Origin of the sequence: Pseudomonas sp. 39004, from assembly GCF_028682155.1 — a bacterium.
Taxonomy (GTDB): Bacteria; Pseudomonadota; Gammaproteobacteria; order Pseudomonadales; family Pseudomonadaceae; genus Aquipseudomonas; species Aquipseudomonas capeferrum.
In genome coordinates this window covers 1-15,182 of the sequence record NZ_JANIAG010000140.1, presented here as the reverse complement: position 1 = coordinate 15,182, position 15,182 = coordinate 1, and the positions used below count along the sequence as shown (strand labels likewise).

The following is a 15,182-nucleotide window of genomic DNA, read 5'->3' as shown; positions in this document are numbered from 1 at the left end:
GCATGCAGCTTCTTGTAGCTCTCGATCAGGCGCAAATGACGATCCAGGCCTTCCAGCTTCATGCTGGTCGGCGTCAAGCCATGGAACCGCACGCTACCGTCTACCGAGCCCAGCACCGCGTCCATTCGCGGGTTGCCGAACATGCGGCGGAAGTTGGTTTCGTAGTCTTCCATCTCCAGTTCATCGTCCAGCACCACTTCCAGCACCACATTCAAGGCCTGGTAGAACAGCCCGCGCTCGACGGTGTTGTCGTTGAACTGCAGGAACGCCTCGACCAGCTCCTTGGCCTCTTCAAAGCGCTGCACAGCCAGGCAGATCAGCAGCTTCAGCTCAAGAATGGTCAACTGGCCCCACACCGTGTTGTCGTCGAACTCGACACCGATCAACGTGGTGATGGTCGTGTAGTCATCCACATCGCAGTTGTCCAGGCGCTTGAGCAGCAGTTTGAGCGAGCGGTTGTCCAGGCTGTGCAGGTTGAGGATGTCGGCGCGGAACGACAAGGCCCGGTTGGTGTTGTCCCAGATCAGGTCCTCGACCGGGTAGATCTCCGAGTAGCCCGGCACCAGGATGCGGCACGCGGTGGCACCCAGGTTGTCGTACACCGCCATGTACGCCTCTTTGCCCAGGTCTTCAAGGATGCCGAACAGGGTCGCGGCTTCCTGCACGTTGGAGTCTTCGCCGTGGCCAGAGAAGTCCCACTCGACGAATTCGAAATCGGCCTTGGCACTGAAGAAACGCCACGACACCACGCCGCTGGAGTCGATGAAGTGTTCGACGAAGTTGTTCGGCTCGGTCAGCGCGTGGCTTTCGAAGGTTGGCTGCGGCAGGTCGTTCAGGCCCTCGAAGCTGCGGCCCTGGAGCAACTCGGTGAGGCTGCGCTCCAGCGCCACTTCAAGGCTCGGGTGCGCGCCGAACGAGGCGAACACGCCACCGGTACGCGGGTTCATCAAGGTCACGCACATCACCGGGAATTCACCGCCCAGCGACGCATCCTTGACCAGCACCGGGAAGCCCTGCTCTTCCAGCCCCTGGATACCAGCAATAATGCCCGGGTACTTGGCCAGCACCTCCTGCGGTACATCCGGCAGGCACAGCTCGCCTTCGAGGATTTCGCGCTTCACAGCCCGCTCGAAGATTTCCGACAGGCACTGCACTTGCGCTTCGGCCATGGTATTGCCAGCGCTCATGCCATTGCTGAGGAACAGGTTCTCGATCAGGTTGGACGGGAAGTACACCACCTCTTGGTCCGACTGGCGCACGAACGGCAACGAGCAGATGCCCCGCGCGGTATTGCCCGAGTTGGTATCGTACAGGTGCGAGCCGCGCAGTTCGCCGTCGGGGTTGTAGATGTCCAGGCAGTTCGCGTCGAGGATCTCGCTGGGCAGCGCATCCTTTGGCCCAGGCTTGAACCACTGCTCGTTCGGGTAGTGCACGAACGCAGCGTTGGCGATCTCTTCGCCCCAGAACTGGTCGTTGTAGAAGAAGTTGCAGTTCAAGCGCTCGATGAACTCACCCAGCGCCGAGGCCAGCGCGGCCTCCTTGGTCGAGCCCTTGCCATTGGTGAAGCACATCGGCGACTGCGCATCGCGCACATGCAGCGACCACACGTTAGGCACGATATTGCGCCACGAGGCGATCTCGATCTTCATCCCCAACCCGGCCAGGATCGCCGACATGTTGGCGATGGTCTGCTCCAGCGGCAGGTCCTTGCCCGGGATGTAGGTGCTGGTGTCCGACACCGGCATCAACAGCCCTTGGGCATCGGCATCCAGGTTGTCGACCACCTCGATCACGAATTCAGGCCCGGTCTGCACCACCTTCTTCACCGTGCAACGGTCGATGGAGCGCAGGATGCCCTGGCGGTCCTTCTCGGAGATGTCTTCGGGCAACTCGACCTGGATCTTGAAGATCTGGTTGTAGCGGTTTTCCGGGTCGACGATGTTGTTCTGCGACAGGCGAATGTTTTCGGTGGGGATATCGCGGGTCTGGCAGTACAGCTTCACGAAGTAAGCCGCGCACAACGCCGAAGACGCCAGGAAATAATCGAACGGCCCTGGGGCCGAACCGTCGCCTTTGTAACGGATCGGTTGGTCGGCGATCACCGTGAAGTCGTCGAACTTGGCTTCGAGGCGGAGATTGTCGAGAAAATTGACCTTGATTTCCATGCGGGATTACCGTGATTTAAGCGTGCAAAACGAATTGGCCGGCATTATCCGGGTTTTTCGCCTGGAAGTCCTGTTTGCCTGGCGCATCGCCGGCCTTGCGCATTTCACCGGATTGCTTGCCTGATCCTCCTGACCTCCCAGCAGCGCCCGCTCACCGGCCGCCGCGCTGTGCTAGCGTTTCTGCACTGGGGGGCAACGTACCCCCTGCTCAAAGACAATGACGCGACAGCAAACCGATGATGGGCAGGTGAACCATGGAACTACGCATCAACCAGAAGACCTATGAGGTCGAAGCCGACGCTGACACGCCGCTGCTGTGGGTGATCCGTGATGACCTCGGGCTGACCGGCACCAAGTATGGCTGCGGCCTGGCCCAGTGCGGCGCCTGTTCGGTGCTGGTGGACGGCAGCGTGGTGCGCGCCTGCGTGACCCCGGTGGCAGGCGTGGTCGGGCGTGAGGTGACCACCATCGAGGCGATCGAGGCCGACAGCGTCGGCAAGCGTGTGGTCGCAGCCTGGGTCGAGCACCAGGTGGCGCAGTGCGGCTACTGCCAGTCGGGCCAGGTGATGGCGGCCACCGCGCTGCTCAAACACACGCCCAACCCCAGCGACGCGCAGATCGATGCGGCCATGGTCAACCTGTGCCGCTGCGGCACCTACAACGCCATCCATGCGGCCGTGCACGACCTTGCCACGCAGCAGGAGGGTGCCTGATGAACACGCCTGTCGATAGCCCGCTTGGGCCCTTGGGGGCGCCGGTCAACCTGTCGCGTCGCCGCTTCCTGCTGGCTTCGGCCGGTGCCGCCGCCGGTGCGCTGGTGCTCGGCTTTGGCCTGCCGCTGGGTTCGGCCAGGGCCCAGGCCGCCACCGCTGCTGCCCAGGAGCGCGGCACCCAGGTCCCGGCTTTCCTCGAAATCCGGCCCGACAGCACCGTACGCCTGCTCTGCCCGTTCATGGAAGGCGGCCAGGGCACCTACACCGCCATGGCGCAGATCGTTGGCGAAGAGCTGGATGCCGACCCTGCCACGTTCCTGGTCGACAGCGCGCCGCCCGGCGAGGCCTATGTGGTGATGGAAAACGGCATGCGCATCACCGGCGGCAGCATGTCGGTGCGCATGAGCTACCCGACCATGCGCCGCCTCGGCGCGCTGGCCCGGGCCATGTTGCTGCAGGCCGCTGCCGAACAACTGGGGGTGCCGCTCGGCGAACTGTCCACCGAGCCTGGCAAGGTGGTGCACGCCGCATCTGGCCGTTCACTGCCCTACGGTGAACTGGCCGAGCGCGCCCTCGACCTGCCCGTGCCAGACCCGGCCAGCGTACAGCTGCGCGACCCCAGCCAGTTTCGCTGGATCGGCAAGCCGGTACGCCGGGTCGACGCCTATGACAAATCCACCGGCAAAGCCTTGTACACCATCGACATCAAGCTCGACGGCATGCTGCACGCCGCCGTGCAGCATGCCCCCCGCCTGGGCATGACGGTGGGCAGCCTGCGCAACGAAGCGCAGGTAAAGGCCATGAAAGGCGTGCACTCCGTGCATCAATTGCCGGGCGCGGTGGCGGTGGTCGCCGAGCGTTGGTGGCATGCCAAACGCGCGGTCGAGGCCATCCAGGTGGACTGGCAAGAGCCCGGCAGTGATACCCCGCTACGGCCGATGCCAGCGGACTTTTCCAGCGACGCCTACCGGGAGCGCTTGGCCAGCGAGCAAGGCCCGGCCCGCGACGAAGAAAACGAAGGCGATGTGGCAGGTGTGCTGGCCAATGCCAAGACAAAGGTCGAGGCCACCTACCACAACCAGTACCTCAACCACGCCCAGCTTGAACCACCTTCTGCCCTGGCCCGCTTCAACCCCGACGGCTCGCTGGAGGTCTGGCTACCCAACCAGGCCCCGGACATGTTCCGCGACGACATCGCCAAGCGCACCGGCCTGGACGCTGCGCGCATCACCCTGCACTCGCCCTTGCTCGGCGGCTTTTTTGGCCGGCACTTTCTCTACGACTCGGCAAACCCTTACCCTCAGGCCATCGCCCTGGCCAAAGCGGTCGGCCGCCCGGTCAAGCTGATCTGGAGCCGTGAGGAAGAGTTTCTGCGCGACGTGTTGCGCCCACTGGCGGTGGTCAAGTTCCGCGCCGCGCTGGACGCCGACGGGCTGCCCGTGGCCATAGAAGCGGTGAGCGCCACCGAAGGCCCGACCGAGGCACTGGCCGGCAAGCAGGGGGACAAGATAGACCCCACCGCCCTGGAGGGGCTGTCGGGTAAAGCGTACGCCATCGCCAACAAACGCATTGCCCAGATCTACGTCAAAGGCCCGGTCATGCTCGGCTACTGGCGTTCGGTGGGCAATTCGCTGAACGACTTCTTCTACGAAGCGTTCCTCGACGAGCTGGCCGACAAGGGTGGCAAGGACCCCTATGAGCTGCGCCTGCACCTGCTGCGTGACAATCAGCGCCTGACCAACCTGCTGCACGCGGTAGGTGAACTGTCTGGCGGCTGGAAGCGCGGGCCGTTCACTGCCGAGGACGGCAGCAAGCGGGCGCGCGGCGTGGCGATGGCCTCGCCGTTCGGCTCGGAAGCGGCGGTGATCGCCGAAGTCTCGATCGAGAATGGCCAGGTCAAGGTCCACGACATCTGGCAGGCGATCGACCCGGGCAGCATCGTCAACCCGGCGATCATCGAGGCCCAGGTCAACGGCGCCGTGGCCTTGGGCCTGTCGCAGACGTTGCTGGAAGAGGCGGTGTACATCGACGGCCAGCCCCGCGGGCGCAACTACGACCTGTACCCCATCCTGCCGCCCTCGCGCATGGCACGGGTGCATGTGCGCATCGTCGAAAGCGGCGCGAAGATGGGCGGCATCGGCGAACCGCCGCTACCTGCCGTTGCGCCAGCGGTGGCCAACGCGGTGGCGCGGCTTACCGGCCAGCGCATCCGCAGCATTCCGCTAAGCCGCTACACCTTCACCTGACAGCACAAGGAACGCCCATGACCCACAGCCGATTCGCAAGAACCGCCGGCTGGCTGGCGCTGCCGTGCCTGGTCGCGGCAGGCCTGCTGGCCTGGTACGTCACCCGTGACCCCGCGTCACCTTTCGAGGCCGAGCAGGCTGACCGTTTCGACCCCGCACTGGTCAGCCGCGGCGAATATGTGGCCCGGCTGAGCGACTGCGTGGCCTGCCACAGCCTGCCCGGCGGCAAGCCGTTCGCCGGCGGGCTGGAGATGGCCACGCCACTGGGGGCGATTCACGCCACCAACGTCACCCCCGACCGCGACACTGGCATTGGTCACTACAGCCTTGCCGACTTCGACCGCGCCGTACGCCACGGCGTGGCCCCCGGTGGCCGGCGGCTGTACCCGGCCATGCCGTACCCTTCCTACGCCAAACTCAGCGATGACGATGTGCGGGCCCTGTACGCGTTCTTCATGAAGGGCGTGCAACCTGCCCAGCAGGCGAACCTCGCCAGTGACATTCCCTGGCCGCTGAACATGCGCTGGCCCATCGCGCTGTGGAACGGGCTGTTCGCCGCCAACACACCGTATGCCGCCAAGCCTGATCAGGACGCCCTGTGGAACCGCGGCGCCTACATCGTCCAAGGCCCAGGGCACTGTGGCAGCTGCCATAGCCCACGAGGCCTGGCCTTCAACGAGAAAGCCCTGGATGAAAGTGGCAAACCCTTCCTGGCCGGTGCGCTGCTCGATGGCTGGTACGCACCAAGCCTGCGCGCCGACCACAACACCGGCCTTGGCCGCTGGAGCGAAACCGAGATCGTGCAGTTCCTCAAGACCGGGCGCAACCGGCATGCCGTGGTCTATGGCTCGATGACCGAGGCGTTCAACAACTCCACGCAATTCATGAGTGACGATGACCTGGCGGCGATCGGCCGCTATCTGAAATCGCTGCCCGGCGATCCACAGCGTGACGGTACGCCGTGGCAGTACCAGGCCGAATCGGTAGCCGCGAAGCTCGATAACCCTGGGGCGCATACTTACCTGACCCGTTGCGCGTCGTGCCACGGCCTGGACGGCAAGGGCCAGGCCGAGTGGATGCCGCCGTTGGCCGGGGCCACTTCGGCCTTGGCCAAAGAAAGCGCGTCGGCGATCAACATCACCCTCAATGGCTCGCAACGCATCGTCGCTGCCGGGCTGCCCGACGCCTACCGCATGCCGGCCTTCCGTGAACAGCTGAGCGACCGGGAAATTGCCGAAGTATTGAGCTTCGTGCGCGGCGCCTGGGGTAATCACGGTGGTGCAGTGGATGCGCAGGCCGTGGGCACGTTGCGCGGGCACACAGACCCGGCCAGCAGCAGCCCGATTGTGTTGCACATGCGATGAAGCCGGCACAAGCATTACGCTTTGGAGAAAGATGATGGAAAGCATCGACCTGCTGGTCCTGCGCACCGCTCGCGACTGGCTTGCCAGCGGCGAGCGCGTCTTGCTGGCCACTGTGGCCCGCACCTGGGGCTCGTCCCCTCGCCCGGTCGGTTCGATGATGGCGTTGCGCAGCGACGGTCGCGTGGTCGGCAGCGTGTCCGGTGGCTGCATCGAGGATGACCTCATCCACCGCTACACCACTGCCTACGGTGGCCCAGGTATGCAGACCGGGCTGCCCGAGGTGGTGCGCTACGGTGTCAGCGCCGAGGACGCTCACCGGTTCGGCTTGCCCTGTGGCGGCACCCTGCAACTGGTCCTCGAGTTCGAACCTTCGGCAGAACACCTCGAACAACTGCTGGCCTGCCTCGACAGTGGCAGCCTGGTGCGCCGCGAACTGGACTTGCACAGCGGCGAAGCCGCGCTCATCCCCAGCACCACGCCCGAGCAGTTCAGCTTCGATGGCCAGCGCATGCTCAGCACCCTCGGCCCTGGCTACCGCGTGCTGCTGATCGGCGCCGGCGCGCTGGCCGAGTACCTGGCGACCATGGCGCTGTTCAATGGCTTCAACGTTTCGGTGTGCGACCCACGGCCTGAATACATGGGCGGCTGGGGCGTCGCGGGCGTGTCGAAACTGGCCGGCATGCCGGACGATGTGGTGCGTGCCTTCGCCCCCGACCTGCGTAGCGCCATCGTTGCCGTCAGCCACGACCCCAAACTTGACGACCTGGCCTTGCTCGAGGCGCTGCACAGCCCGGCGTTCTACATCGGCGCGATCGGGTCCAGGCGCAACAGCCAATTGCGCCGCGAGCGCCTGATCGAACACTTTGGCGAGACTGAAGCCTCCCTCAAGCGCCTGCACGGCCCTATCGGCATCTACATCGGCAGCAAGACCCCGGCCGAAATCGCCGTCAGCGTCATGGCCGAGATCCTCGCGGCCAAGAACGACGTGTGCCTGCCTGGCGCAGTCAACGTGACCAAGGCCAAGCTTGCCCGGGAGGCCGAGGCGTGCCAGCACAACCTGTGATCTGCGCCGCGCTGGTGCTGGCGGCCGGGCGTGCGCAGCGCTTTGGCAGCGACAAACGCCTGGCACGGCTGCCCTCCGGGCACACCCTGCTGGCCACGGCGTTGGCGCACGCATTCGATCATTTCGCAGAAGTGCACGTCGTGCTACGGCCGGGTGACGATGCGCAGCACCTGGGTATCGACCCGCGAGCCCATATCGTGCGGGCCGAGCAGGCAGCGCTTGGCATGGGCGCCAGCCTCGCGGCCGGGGTTACGGCGCTGCTGCAGACACAGGCCCAGGCGGTGGCGGTGCTGTTGGCAGATATGCCATGGATCGCACCCGGCAGCCTGCAAGCCCTCTGCCGGCAAGCCAGTGCAGCACACATCGTGTTGCCGCAGTACCAGGGGCAGCGCGGGCATCCGGTGATTTTCGGCCGTGCGTTCTGGCCGGCGCTGGCGCAACTGCAAGGTGATCAGGGCGGCCGGCAGGTCATGCTGGACAACCCGCACGCCTGTATCACGGTCGCCGTTGACGATGCCGGGGTGGTGCTGGACGTGGATGTCCCTCAGGCCCTCGGTTTACCGATGGGTCATTGAACAATGGCTGCTGTGTGCTGTTGATGCCAGCGCTCCAGGTTCTGGCGCAACAACTGTTCTGGCAATGCGCCGGAAACGATCGCTTTCATCTCCCGTGCCAGGTCTTCGCGCAACTGCGGCTGGTTGCACGGTGATTGATGCGACAGCGCCAGGTACAAGCCTTCGCTGGACACCGGCGGGTCTAGCACCTGCAGGCTGTCTTGCATGCCCAGCGTCTGCGCCAACGCCATGCCTGGATAGTGCTCGAACACCACGTAGTCGCTGCGCTTGAGCAGCAGCTTCTCGAAGGCCTGCTTGGCACTGGGCACCGCTTCGAGCGTGAGGTTGGCCGTGGCATAGTCATCGAACTGCTGGCCATGGCTGTTATTGACCAGGATCCCGCCTTTACGGCCTTGCAGGTCAGCCCATTGATGGTAGGCAAAGGCTCCTTGCTGGCGTACCCAGACCACGCTGGGCGTGTGCAGAAAGGCCGGGCTTATGAAGTCCATCAGTTGCTGCCGTGCCTGGGTCAGAAAATACCCGGCGAGCAGGTCGATACGGCCTGTGCGCACTTGCTCCTGGGCACGGGACCAAGGCCCCCCGTAGACCACTTCGACCTCCAGCCCAAGTTGCTTGCCCAGGTACTTGAGCAGGTCGGCATTGGCCCCGATCAATTGCTGAGGGTTATGCGGGTCGCGCCACAAATAAGGAGGGTATTCGGGGTTACCGGTGGCCGTCAGGCGCTGGCAGGCCTCCTGCGCGCCTGCAACCGCAGGCAGCAGCAGCGCGCACAGCAACGACAGCAAGGCGTGGCGAAAGCAACGCTCGATCATCTACAACCCTCGGCACATGGGGCATCTGGCTTCGCGTGGTGTAGACAGTCTGGCCCATCGGCAGCCAGCCGCCAGGGTTTTCATCGACCGGGGAGTTGCCAGGGCCGCTGCGCGTCGTCAGGCGGCCCGCAAAAACCTACGCCGACTGTCGACGGATTGTGAGAATCGCCGCACCAAAGCCGATGAAGGTCGTGCCCACGACCCGGCTCACCCAGCGCGAAAGCGCCGGCCGGGTCAACACGCCCTTGGCCCGCGAGGCCAGCGCGGCGTACAGGGTCAGTGAAACGAGCGACAAGGCGACGAAGATTCCGGTAAGGATCAGGAACTGCGGCAGCAACGCGGCGCCCTGGTCGATGAACTGCGGGAACAGCGCCGTGAAGAACATGGTCGCCTTGGGGTTGGTCACTGCCGTCAGGAATGCCGACTTGTACAGCTTGAGCGGTGTCGGCCGCTCCTTGGCCACCCCGGCGGTTGCGCCCTCCTCCAACATCGGGCTCTTCTTCAACAACTGCCGTGCGCCGAGGTAGAACAGGTAACCCGCGCCGATGATCTTGACGGCGTTGAACAGCACTTCGGAGCTTGCCAGCAACGCCCCCAGCCCGAGCATGGCCGCTGCCGACAGGCAGAACAGGCCCGAGCCATTGCCCAGTGAAGACCAGACCGCGCTGCGTTGCCCATGGGCCAGGCTGTTGTTGATCGCCATCAGGGTCGCAGGGCCAGGGCTGGCGATGGCGATCGCGGCAACCAGGGTAAAGGCAAGAAGCGAGTGAGAATCCATTTTCCAGGCTCGATAAAGGTTCAGGGAACGCGGGTTATAACAGCATGCGAAGGTCAGTCGGCATTCTGCCGCTTCGCGCTCTTCTTGACGATGGCCTTCATCCGCGTGGCCGCCCGCTGCACGGTGGCCATCTTCTCCGGGCGCTTCATGCCACGCCACTTGCGGATTTCTTCACGGCTGCGGCCACAGCTTACGCACAGCTCGCTGTTGAGCTGGCATAGCGAAACGCAGGGGTTGTCTATGTCCTTGGCCATTGCACCCTTCAGGCCGGCATTTCAGCGCGCACACGCTCGGCGGCATTTTCAAACACGTTGCACAGCTCGTCGGACTTCGCTTTGGTGATCGACTTGGCGGCCAGCAGGTCATGCACGACGCGGATGCCCTGCTCCATGGCCGTGGCCAGTTGCTCACGGTCGGAGGCGTCGGCGATATCACCCAGATAAGGAGCAACGAGGTACACGTAACGGTCCTGCAGCTTGAGCGCTTCCAGCGCGTCGAGGGCTGTCTGGAACCGATCGGCAGCAGCCGGGCTCATGCTCAATTTATCGAAATGAATCAGGCTCACACGGTCAGTGGCCATTGACGAATCTCCGTTTCCTGGTAAGGCCAGGCCCGCAGGCAACGCCGCTTCTACGGTGCTCGGGAATGCAGGCCAGGTTAATGCCCATCAGGGTACCAGAACGCGGCGCAGAAAGGGCCATCGCCCCCGGAACTAAAAGTATTAAACAGGTCGTTCAGTGGACGCCCCAGGGCGTTATCGGGACAGGAGCCGCTGTTTGCCAAGCAGGATAATCCGGCCAGCTGCACTTCCCGCCGAGACCGTCACCGACCCCGGCAGCCCACAACAACAAGCCTGCATACGCAGGTAAGCCACAAAGGGGCATCACTATTCATGGCAAAGGAACACATCACCGAAACGCTCGACCTTGGCGTTACGGACCCCTCGAAAACCGCCGAGGCACGCCAGGACAGGCACTTGGAGGGCAAGATCGACTGGATCGTCTTCGGCATCACCAGCATTCTGGCCATTGCCTTCGTCATCTGGGGCTTCGTCAGCCAGGCCAGCCTTGCCGCCAGCGCGTCGTCGGCACAGTCCTGGGTCATTCTCAACTTTGGCTGGTTCTTCGTGCTCACCTCGACCGTGTTCGTCATCTTCGTGCTGTGGCTGGCCGCCAGCCGCTATGGCAGGATCCCGCTGGGGCGTGATGGCGAAGCGCCAGAGTTCCGCACCGTTTCCTGGGTGGCCATGATGTTCAGCGCCGGCATGGGCATCGGCCTGATGTTCTTCGGCGTTGCCGAGCCCCTGTCGCACTATGTGACGCCCCCTCCCGGAACGACGACCGGGCAATCGAGCGAGGCGATGCAGGTGGCCATGGCCACCACGCTGTTCCACTGGACCCTGCACCCCTGGGCCATGTACGCCATCGTCGGCCTGGTGATCGCTTACGGCACGTTCCGCCGCGGGCGTTCGCAATTGATTTCCACGGCCTTTCGGCCGCTGATCGGCAAGCACGCCAACGGCCCCGTCGGGCGCGTGATCGACATGATGGCGATCTTCGCCACACTGTTCGGCTCTGCCGCCTCGCTTGGCCTGGGCGCCCTGCAGATCGCCGGCGGCCTGGAATACAACGGCTGGATCGAGAGCCCTGGCAAGCTGTTCTACATCTCGATCATCACCTTGCTGACCATTGCCTTCGTCACTTCCGCAGTGTCCGGCATCGGCAAGGGTATCCAGTGGCTGTCCAACACCAACATGGTGCTGGCGCTGGTGCTGGCGGCCTTCGTCTTCCTGGTCGGCCCGACGCTGTTGATGCTCAACCTGCTGCCCACCTCGATCGGCATCTACATCAAGCTGCTGCCAGAAATGATGGCACGCACCAACGCCAGCGGCGGTGAGCAGATGGACAGCTGGCTGGCCGGCTGGACCGTGTTCTATTGGGCCTGGTGGATCTCCTGGACGCCTTTCGTCGGCATGTTCATTGCCCGCATCAGCCGCGGCCGCACCATTCGCCAGTTCGTCACCGGGGTGCTGCTAGTACCGAGCCTGGTCAGCCTGGTGTGGTTCACCATTTTCGGCGGTGCGGCGATCGACGCCCTGCGCGAGGGCAGCTTCGCGCTGGTCAATGGCGCCGTCAACAGCAACCACGCGCTCTATCAGCTGCTGGACAGCTACCCGCTGGCCTCGTTGACCTCGGTGCTGGTGATGATCCTGGTGGGCATCTTCTTCGTCTCCGGCGCCGATGCCGCCTCACTGGTCATGGGCACCCTGTCGGAACACGGCACCACCGCACCGTCGCGGCGCACCGTGATCTTCTGGGGGGCGCTGACCGGCACGGTGGCGGCGGTCATGTTGGCGATCGGCGACCCCAGCAACCCCGGCGAGGCACTGACGGGGTTGCAGAACCTGACGATCGTGGTGGCGCTGCCGTTTGTCGTGGTGATGGTGCTGTTGTGCCTGGCGCTGTACCGCGACCTGCGCAAGGACCCGATGATGCTGCGGCATCTGCGGGGTACCGAGCTGATCGAAAAGGCCGTGCTGTATGGCGCGGTGAAACATGGCGAGGAGTTCTACATCGTGGTGCAGGAGAAGAAGTCTGCGACCAAGCAGACACAACCCCAGGCCGACGTGGAGTTGAACGACTAAGCCGCGAGCTGGGGGCCGTCAGTCGGCCCCTGGGTTGCTCGCCGTCAGCCCTTCAATGCCGCCTCGATCCCGGCGACATCGATCTTGCCCATTTCCATCATGGCCTCGAAGGCCCGCTTGGCCGCCGCCCGGTCAGGGTTACCGATGGCCTCGATCAGGATGCGCGGGCAGATCTGCCACGAAACCCCCCATCGGTCCTTGCACCAGCCGCAGACGCTCTCTTCGCCGCCATTGCTGACGATGGCGTTCCACAGGCGGTCAGTCTCGGCCTGGTCTTCGGTGCTGACCTGAAACGAGAACGCTTCGCTGTGCTTGAACGCCGTGCCGCCGTTAAGCCCTACGCAGGGCACGCCCATCACGGTGAATTCGACGGTGATCACATCACCCGCCTTGCCCGACGGGTAATAACTGGGGGCCTGGTGAACCGCCACCACGCGGCTGTCGGGGAAGGTTGCGGCGTAGAAGTTCGCCGCCTCCTCGGCATCATTGTTGTACCAGAGGCAAACCGTATTCTTGGCAGTCATGGTGTAGCTCCATGAACAGGTGTGAACCCTTCAGTCTAGATCGTGAGCGTGGCGCGGCAAAAAAACGAAACCCTTGCCACCCTGCCCCGGTCACACCCTGTGAGCATGCAACATGGACTGTAATCCAAAGGAGACTGGACATGCCCTACCCTTACAACCCGATCGCCCTCCGCATCCGTAACCTGGCCTTGGCTGGCGCGCTACTGGCCTGCGCGCCGCTGGTTCAGGCGCAGGATGTGCTGCTGGTGGGCAACAAGGCCGATGCCAGTGTCTCGGCACTGGACATCAGCAACGGCAAGGAACTGGTCCGCCTGCCCGTGGGCACCGGCCCGCACGAGGTGGTAGTTGCCAGCAATGGCCGCTTGGCCGTGGTGGGCAACTATGGCGCCCACGGCACCGCCAACAACAGCCTGAGCGTGATCGACTGGCCGTCACGCAGCGTGGTGCGCACCATCGACCTGGGCAAGGACTCGCGCCCCCACGGCATCCGCTTCCTGCCGGACAGCCAGCGGGTGGTGGTCACCACCGAGGACAGCGAGCGCCTGCTGATCGTCGACCTGGCCCAGGGCCAGGTCCTCGACCGCATCGACGTCGGCGGCGGCAAGCCGCACATGGTCGCCCTGTCGCCCGGTGCGGACCGCGCCTACGTAACCCATGTAGAGTCCGGCACGTTGTCGGTCATCGACTTGCTGCACAAGAAGAAGATCGCCGACATCCCCACCGGCAACGGCAGTGAGGGCGTTGCGGTGACCCAGACGGGCGCACAGGTGTGGGTCAGCAATCGCGAAGGCAATGAAGTGGTGATCGTCGATGCCGAACGCCTGGAGGTCACCGACCGCCTCCGTACCGGCCTGTTTCCGATACGCGTCGTAATGACCCCGGACGGCAAGCATGCCCTGGTCACCTGCGCCAAGTCGGCGGAGCTGGCCGTGTTCGATGTCGCGGCCAAGCGCGAGATCAAGCGCATCAGCCTGGCTCAGGAAGGTGCCGAATACCGCGAGACACTGCTGGGTGCCGAAGCCCTGCCGATCGGTGCGGTGGTCTCGCCGGATGGCAAACGGGTCTACGTGGCCATCAGTGGCGGTGACCAGGTAGCCGTCATCGATACCGCTGACTGGCGCGAGAAGGCACGCTGGCAAACCGGGCCAGAGCCTGATGCACTGGCCATCGTGCCGCAGCCAGAGAGCTGATCGCCACGCGCCTGTTGCGGTGTTTCAACCACCATCGTGACAGGCCGTGCACCTCGGCTTTTGCAACATTCTGCAGACATTTCCGACATCAGGTAGTGAACCTGCTTACATAAAAACGGTCTTTCGCTGACGGTCAACTCACCGACCGGTTCATCGGCCCAGTCATCGGGCCTACTTTTGTCCTGTTTCAGCGAAGACTCAACATGCCCGACTCCCGTCCAACATTTTCCGCCCTCCCAGCCCTGCGCGGCGGCCTGATCGCAGCCCTGGTGGCCCTAGCCGCCCCGGTGCATGCCGAAACGCCTGCCAGTGATGCGCGCTGGGTCAGTGACAGCCTGAGTACCTATGTGCGCAGTGGGCCGACCGATGGCCACCGCATCGTCGGCACGCTCAAATCTGGTCAAAAGCTGACCCTGGTCGGCAGCCAGGGCAGCTACAGCCAGGTACGCGGGCAGAATGGTGACCTGGTGTGGATCCTCAGCAGCGACCTGCAGGACGTGCCTGGCCAGGGCGAGCGGCTGCCGCAGCTCGATGCCCAGGTGGCGGACCTGTCCGGGCAGCTCAAGAGTATCGATGACAGCTGGAAGAACCGCGTGCAGGGCATGCAGGAAACGCTGGATTCGCGCAAGCAATTGATCGATGAGCTGGAGGCGCGCAACCAGGCGCTGAACGAGCAGCTGGACCAGAGCCAGTCGACCCTGCGCGACACCCAGGCGCGCCTGGGGGACGAGAACAAGCAGGTGATGATGCGCTATATGGTGTATGGCGGCAGCATTGCCGGCGCGGGTTTGTTGGTGGGGTTGATCATGCCGGCGCTGACCCGCGGGCGGAAGAAGAACGACCGCTGGTTCTGAGGTGAGGGCGACAGTGGAGCTCAAGGTGCATGTCTTGGGGGGGCGGCGCCTGTGAGATCGAGCGCCGCCCGCGCGGCGCATCGCGAGCGAAGCTCGCTCCTACATCTGTTTCGGGCCAATTATTCCTGAAGTATTTGCGCGCGGCCCCTTGGCGCCCGGCTCGACATCGCGTCGTACAAACAAGGGGTCGCGCGCCTATATAAAAGGACTCACTGGCCCGAAACAGATGTAGGAGCGAGCTTCGCTCGCGATGC

15 protein-coding genes are annotated in these 15,182 nt (G+C 64.2%); 9 read left to right on the top strand and 6 right to left on the bottom strand.

The window, feature by feature from the left end:
• Positions 1 to 2,165: OsmC domain/YcaO domain-containing protein (locus NP534_RS20545; RefSeq protein WP_274099914.1), on the bottom strand; the 2,165-nt coding region annotated here is incomplete at its 3' end.
• On the opposite strand from NP534_RS20545, the gene NP534_RS20540 reads away from it, so the two are divergent.
• The 6 genes from NP534_RS20540 (at position 2,164) to NP534_RS20515 (ending at position 8,126) form a co-directional block, all read left to right on the top strand.
• Positions 2,164 to 2,289, top strand: coding sequence for a hypothetical protein (locus tag NP534_RS20540; protein WP_274099913.1), 126 nt, complete (start codon positions 2,164 to 2,166; stop codon positions 2,287 to 2,289). The two genes, NP534_RS20545 and NP534_RS20540, sit on opposite strands and share 2 nt — an antisense overlap.
• A gap of 130 nt (positions 2,290 to 2,419) precedes the next feature.
• On the top strand, positions 2,420 to 2,878 hold the full coding sequence (locus NP534_RS20535) for a (2Fe-2S)-binding protein (RefSeq protein WP_274099912.1): 459 nt from the start codon (positions 2,420 to 2,422) through the stop codon (positions 2,876 to 2,878).
• A complete protein-coding gene (locus tag NP534_RS20530) occupies positions 2,878 to 5,124 on the top strand; it encodes a xanthine dehydrogenase family protein molybdopterin-binding subunit (RefSeq protein WP_274099911.1) in 2,247 nt (748 codons plus the stop codon). The genes NP534_RS20535 and NP534_RS20530 overlap by 1 nt, the downstream gene beginning before the upstream one ends.
• A gap of 17 nt (positions 5,125 to 5,141) precedes the next feature.
• Positions 5,142 to 6,488: a c-type cytochrome gene (locus NP534_RS20525; RefSeq protein WP_274099910.1), complete on the top strand. Its 1,347-nt coding sequence runs from the start codon at positions 5,142 to 5,144 to the stop codon at positions 6,486 to 6,488.
• Between the two features lie 34 nt (positions 6,489 to 6,522).
• Entirely contained in the window at positions 6,523 to 7,551 is a 1,029-nt protein-coding gene (locus tag NP534_RS20520) for an XdhC family protein (protein ID WP_274099909.1), read from the top strand.
• A complete protein-coding gene (locus NP534_RS20515) occupies positions 7,533 to 8,126 on the top strand; it encodes a nucleotidyltransferase family protein (protein ID WP_274099908.1) in 594 nt (197 codons plus the stop codon). The genes NP534_RS20520 and NP534_RS20515 overlap by 19 nt, the downstream gene beginning before the upstream one ends.
• Here the strand turns inward: NP534_RS20515 and NP534_RS20510 are convergent.
• The 4 genes from NP534_RS20510 to NP534_RS20495 all read right to left on the bottom strand — a co-directional run bounded on the left by NP534_RS20510 (position 8,120) and on the right by NP534_RS20495 (position 10,296).
• Entirely contained in the window at positions 8,120 to 8,938 is an 819-nt protein-coding gene (locus tag NP534_RS20510; RefSeq protein WP_274099907.1) for a substrate-binding periplasmic protein, read from the bottom strand. The genes NP534_RS20515 and NP534_RS20510 overlap by 7 nt on opposite strands.
• Positions 8,939 to 9,074: 136 nt before the next feature.
• Complete coding sequence (locus tag NP534_RS20505) at positions 9,075 to 9,716, bottom strand: LysE family translocator (RefSeq protein ID WP_274099906.1); 642 nt, start codon at positions 9,714 to 9,716, stop codon at positions 9,075 to 9,077.
• A 53-nt stretch (positions 9,717 to 9,769) separates the two neighbouring features.
• Positions 9,770 to 9,970: a DUF1289 domain-containing protein gene (locus NP534_RS20500; protein ID WP_186659508.1), complete on the bottom strand. Its 201-nt coding sequence runs from the start codon at positions 9,968 to 9,970 to the stop codon at positions 9,770 to 9,772.
• 8 nt (positions 9,971 to 9,978) lie between these two features.
• Complete coding sequence (locus NP534_RS20495; protein ID WP_274099905.1) at positions 9,979 to 10,296, bottom strand: hypothetical protein; 318 nt, start codon at positions 10,294 to 10,296, stop codon at positions 9,979 to 9,981.
• Between the two features lie 312 nt (positions 10,297 to 10,608).
• Between NP534_RS20495 and NP534_RS20490 the strand changes: the two genes are divergently transcribed.
• A complete protein-coding gene (locus NP534_RS20490) occupies positions 10,609 to 12,360 on the top strand; it encodes a BCCT family transporter (protein ID WP_095065095.1) in 1,752 nt (583 codons plus the stop codon).
• Positions 12,361 to 12,404: 44 nt separating this feature from the next.
• On the opposite strand, the gene NP534_RS20485 is transcribed toward NP534_RS20490, so the two are convergent.
• Entirely contained in the window at positions 12,405 to 12,884 is a 480-nt protein-coding gene (locus tag NP534_RS20485; protein WP_274099904.1) for a VOC family protein, read from the bottom strand.
• A 140-nt stretch (positions 12,885 to 13,024) separates the two neighbouring features.
• Here NP534_RS20485 and NP534_RS20480 point away from each other — a divergent pair, with 140 nt between their 5' ends.
• Together NP534_RS20480 and NP534_RS20475 are read left to right on the top strand one after the other, a co-directional pair.
• Positions 13,025 to 14,074, top strand: coding sequence for a YVTN family beta-propeller repeat protein (locus NP534_RS20480; protein ID WP_274099903.1), 1,050 nt, complete (start codon positions 13,025 to 13,027; stop codon positions 14,072 to 14,074).
• Between the two features lie 203 nt (positions 14,075 to 14,277).
• Entirely contained in the window at positions 14,278 to 14,928 is a 651-nt protein-coding gene (locus NP534_RS20475) for a TIGR04211 family SH3 domain-containing protein (RefSeq protein ID WP_186659498.1), read from the top strand.
• Positions 14,929 to 15,182: the final 254 nt, after the last annotated feature.